The sequence below is a fragment of the Enterobacter sp. 50793107 genome (genome assembly GCF_001463365.1).
In the GTDB taxonomy this organism is placed as follows: Bacteria; Pseudomonadota; Gammaproteobacteria; order Enterobacterales; family Enterobacteriaceae; genus Enterobacter; species Enterobacter cloacae.
The window spans coordinates 1-4655 of the sequence record NZ_LNII01000015.1; the positions used below are offsets into that span (position 1 = coordinate 1).

Below are 4655 nucleotides of genomic sequence, written 5' to 3' on the forward strand. Positions count from 1 at the left end.
GGCTCCCTGGCATCGATGATAATGGCACCGTATACCCCCTCCTGTTCCTGCAGACCGGAATGGCTGTGGTACCAGTAAGTCCCGTTCTGCTTAACCTTAAAGGTGTAAACGTAGGTATCATCAGGCTCTATGCCCATAAAACTCAGCCCCGGAACACCATCCATATTGGCCGGAAGAATAATGCCGTGCCAGTGAATGGACGTCTGTTCATTAAGACGGTTTTTGACCTTCAGGGTAATGGTGTCACCTTCTTTCCAGCGAAGAACGGGCCCCGGCAGGCCTCCATTGATTGTTTTGGCCTGACGCTCACTGCCCGTGATATTGACGGCCGTTTCACCAATGGTCAGGTCAAACTGAGTACCCTGCAGGGATGCGGCAACTGGCAGGCTCAGACTGGAACGCGCATTGAAACTCCATACGCCAAGACTTCCGGCTACGCCAGAGAGGGTTAACCCCTTCAGGAAAGTTCGTCGAGACGTTTTCAACAGCATGCGCATTCCCTTATTTAAAGTATGGTTACTGACAGAATTCGAGAACCGATTTAAATTAAATTACTGGTTCATCCACTTACAATGAAATGAATCTAGCACACCTTAAGAAACAAATTCATTACAATCGTGTAATGTACATAGCTGTATTACATTTACGTCATCTTCCCCACAGGTTGATTATTTTTATATATGATCATAAGGACATCTTTTATGTACCTCAGAAGGTAATTACACATGAATATATTAATCACGGCCACTGCGTTTACAGCTTTATTTTGTGGGGCAGCTTTTGCTCAGTCCAGTGATATTGCCCATGAAGCACATCGATTTGTTAATAATGCCTCAGCCGTCAGTCATGTGAATTCCTCGACGCATGAAAACTTACCGGACAGGGTTAATAAAAACAACACGCCCTCATTCTCTGAAATGAATGAACATGAAAGGGCCATTGTTGCTCATTCATTTATGAACAACAGCGCGTCCTATGCACATCAGAAAATGATTGAGGAACATAAAAAAATGCTGTCCGACAGTGGTGCAAATTCAAAGACCTCCTCTTCTTCTTTTAACGAACTGAATGCCGGAGAGAAAGCCGCCCTCGTGCATGAGCAGGTCAATAATGCCGGTGCGGAAGCTCATCAGACACAGGCAAGAAAGCTTCGCGGCCTGTATTCCTCCAGGTAACTGCAGGCGGGTTAGTGCTTAGCAGGGCTTTACTGACGGGTTACGTAGCAGGACATGAGCCCCATATTGCTCTGCCGTAACCTGTTTCAGTCCCGTTAATCATCACCGTCAGGCTGGTCATACAGTTCCCAGATCTTCAGGAGCAAACGGGAAACAAGATATGTTACAAAAATGACGACCATCAACGGTACTCCCGATTAACTGGCAGATGACACGCCTCCTGAAAACCCCTAGCATACGCCGCAGTGTTCATGCTAACGGCGAATTCCAGTAAATGTATTCTACCGATGTCGTAAAAGAAAATGCTTACCTTTCAGCCACCCGCTCGGGGCTGGAATCGAACGAGATCGCTATCCTTCAGCGCTCTTTGCCTTCCCGCTTTAATCTTCGGCATTTGAAAAAAAATGAATCATTAAAACTCGTACTGCAAAAGAAAGCGGGAAAATCACGTGTAGTGGCTTATAAATTTACGTCCGGCTCATTTAATTACACGGCGTATCGTATATCAGACAAAAAGTTCTATAATCTTTCCGATACTTCCGGGAAAGGCAGTCTCGATTATCCGTTACCAGCCACAGCAAGACTCAGTTCACCTTTCAATCCTGCAAGACTTAACCCGGTATCGGGAAAAGTGAGTCCCCATAATGGCATTGATTATTCCATGCCCATGAACACGAAAATAGTCAGCGTCATCGACGGAAAAATCACCCGGGCCGAATACAACAGTACCATGGGATATTTTGTTGAAGTAACGGGAAAAGCCGGTGTTAAAACTCGCTATCTCCACCTCAATAAAATACTCGTTACTAAAGGGGCCAGAGTTACCCGGGGAGGTGCTATTGCGTTATCCGGTAACAGCGGACGTTCATCCGGTCCTCATTTACATTACGAGCTGGTCATCAATAACAATCCTGTTAATTCACTGGCGTTCCGGGCATCGGCACCCGCTGATAACAAACTCGAACAGCATGCCTTTGCGCATGCCAGAGACTACGAACGATACCTGGACTGATAACGGGACCGCGACGCGGCCCCGTTTGCCGGATTAATTTTTTTTATCGTTTTCACTTCCGTGATGTTGGTGATCCCCATGCCCTCCGTGGCCGTGGAAAAGATGCATTAGCGGGCAGACCAGCAATAACAGATATGGCCAGTAACCTGCCACATGTGACCAGTGTTCTCGCAGGAGGGCAAATGCCGCGATCGCGGCGACAGCAATAAGCGCATAGGTGGTACTTTTCATACTGGACTCCTTCTGTTCATAACAGACCCTTCACTCAGTGTTATTTCCCGAGCCTGACACTTTTCAGACGCAACGCATTCACAATGACGCTGACGGAAGAAAGAGCCATGGCCGCCGCCGCAATAACTGGCGACAGCAGTATTCCATACACAGGATAAAGCAGGCCTGCAGCCACCGGCACACCAAGTGCGTTGTAGATAAATGCAAAAAACAGATTCTGTCGGATATTTTTCATGGTGATCTCTGACAGATGACGGGCCCTGTTCAGTATCATCAGGTCGCCTTTGAGAAGGGTGACTCCGGCACTTTCAATTGCCACATCTGTACCCGTTCCCATGGCTATTCCCACGTCAGCCGCTGCCAGCGCCGGGGCATCATTCACACCGTCTCCGGCCATCGCAACCACATGGCCAGACGCTTTCAGTCGGGTTATCACTGCTTTTTTGCCATCCGGCAGAATCCCGGCTTCAACCTCATCTATTCCCAGTTTCCGTGCGACTGCTTCAGCGGTAAGCTGGTTATCCCCGGTGAGCATAACGATGCGGATCCCCGCCTGACGCAACGCTTTAAGTGCATCCGGCGTGGTTGCTTTCACGGGATCCGAAATAGCTATCAGGCCTGCAAGGTCCCCGTCCGTGGCCACATAGATAACGGTAGCGCCTTCCATCCGCAACGTATCCGCAACGGCCTTTTGATTATCAACAACGATACTGTTTTCCTGCATAACCAGTTCATTACCAATAACAATCCGTTGACCTTCGACATCGCCTGTGACACCTTTACCCGACGGCGCATCGAAATGAGTGACTGCGGGTATTGCGATCCCCTTTTCCTGTGCTGCTCTGACGACTGCCATACCCAGCGGATGCTGCGAGCCTTTTTCCACTGCGGCCGTTACACGCAAAAGAGAGGCTTCCCCACCCGGACTGAGACTGATAATTCCTGTCACCGTAGGCGAACCTTCCGTGAGCGTGCCTGTTTTGTCGACAACCAGCGTGTCCACTTTTTCAAGACGCTCAAGGGCTTCGGCATTTTTGATTAACACCCCGGCCTGGGCTCCTTTGCCCACCCCCACCATTATCGACATCGGCGTGGCCAGCCCCAGCGCGCAGGGACAGGCAATAATCAGGACCGACACAGCCGCAATCAGACCGTGCGCCATCCTGGGCTCGGGCCCCCAGACAGACCAGATCACGAAAGCAACAACCGCGATAAGTATCACCAGAGGAACAAACCAGCCTGAAACGCTGTCAGCCATTCTCTGGATGGGGGCTCGCGAACGCTGTGCATCAGCGACCATCTGAACAATTCGTGAGAGCATCGTTTCATCTCCGACTTTCTCTGCACGGATGATAAGACTACCTGTCTGATTAATCGTCCCCCCAATGACAGGGGCACCCTCCGTTTTGGTAACCGGCATAGACTCCCCGGTCACCATCGATTCATCAACGGTTGTTGTGCCTTCGACCACGATACCGTCGACCGGAATACTCTCCCCAGGTCTGATGCGGAGCTTATCGCCAGGCAGGACATCTTCCGCATTAATATCCGTTTCATGACCGTCATGGTCCAGCCGCCTGGCGGTTTTGGGGGCAAGGTTCAGAAGCGCAGTAATGGCACCTGAGGTTTGTTCCCGTGCCCGCAGCTCAAGAACCTGTCCCAGCAGTACAAGCACCGTAATTACTGCCGCGGCTTCAAAATAAACGGCCACCAGGCCATCCATGTTTCTGAACGATGCAGGAAACCAGGAGGGGAAGACAGTTGCAATGACGCTGTAAACCCAGGCTACGCCGGTCCCCATAGCAACAAGGGTAAACATATTCAGGGAACGGTTACGTAACGACATCCCGGCCCGGGCGAAAAATGGCCAGCCACACCACAACACGACAGGAGAGGCCAGAAGCAGCTGCAGCCATGTGTTGTACTGTGGCGATACTGTATTTCTCAAGGCGGGAAACAGATGAGATCCCATTTCGAGTATCAGAACCGGAAACGCCAGCAACAACCCCAGCCAGAAGCGTCTTGTCATGTCGCGAAGTTCATCACTCGGCCCCGTGGATGCCGTGGCTACGAGTGGTTCCAGTGCCATTCCACAGACAGGACAGCTTCCTGGACCACGACGGCGTATCTCCGGGTGCATCGGGCATGTCCACACACCTTCAGAAATATCGTTCTCCGCCTGGTGGTGAGGCTGTTTTATCTGATCAGGGATGACCTCGTGGTGATGGTGGTGATGG

4 protein-coding genes and 1 pseudogene are annotated in these 4655 nt (G+C 50.7%); 2 read left to right on the plus strand and 3 right to left on the minus strand.

The features are described from left to right. Window positions 1-491, minus strand: a pseudogene (gene pcoA / locus APU11_RS02995) (multicopper oxidase PcoA); the annotation flags it as partial. Between the two features lie 234 nt (window positions 492-725). Here pcoA and APU11_RS03000 point away from each other — a divergent pair. Both APU11_RS03000 and APU11_RS03005 read left to right on the plus strand, forming a co-directional pair. Beyond that, window positions 726-1175 (plus strand): hypothetical protein, encoded by a 450-nt coding sequence (locus APU11_RS03000; protein WP_001023231.1) that lies wholly within the window; start codon window positions 726-728, stop codon window positions 1173-1175. A 274-nt stretch (window positions 1176-1449) separates the two neighbouring features. After that, a complete protein-coding gene (locus APU11_RS03005; RefSeq protein ID WP_000287499.1) occupies window positions 1450-2187 on the plus strand; it encodes a peptidoglycan DD-metalloendopeptidase family protein in 738 nt (245 codons plus the stop codon). Between the two features lie 33 nt (window positions 2188-2220). Here APU11_RS03005 and APU11_RS03010 read toward each other — a convergent pair whose 3' ends face one another. Together APU11_RS03010 and silP are read right to left on the minus strand one after the other, a co-directional pair. Then, complete coding sequence (locus tag APU11_RS03010; protein WP_000843494.1) at window positions 2221-2418, minus strand: DUF2933 domain-containing protein; 198 nt, start codon at window positions 2416-2418, stop codon at window positions 2221-2223. A 40-nt stretch (window positions 2419-2458) separates the two neighbouring features. Then, the coding region (gene silP / locus APU11_RS03015; RefSeq protein WP_060578316.1) for an Ag(+)-translocating P-type ATPase SilP at window positions 2459-4655 on the minus strand (2197 nt) is incomplete at its 5' end.

What these genes read in the sequence shown, in the direction of transcription:
- APU11_RS03005 (WP_000287499.1), top strand. Translation starts at nt 1,450, where the DNA reads ATGTATTCTACCGATGTCGTAAAAGAAAATGCTTACCTTTCAGCCACC.
- APU11_RS03010 (WP_000843494.1), bottom strand. Translation starts at nt 2,418, where the DNA reads ATGAAAAGTACCACCTATGCGCTTATTGCTGTCGCCGCGATCGCGGCA.
- APU11_RS03000 (WP_001023231.1), top strand. Translation starts at nt 726, where the DNA reads ATGAATATATTAATCACGGCCACTGCGTTTACAGCTTTATTTTGTGGG.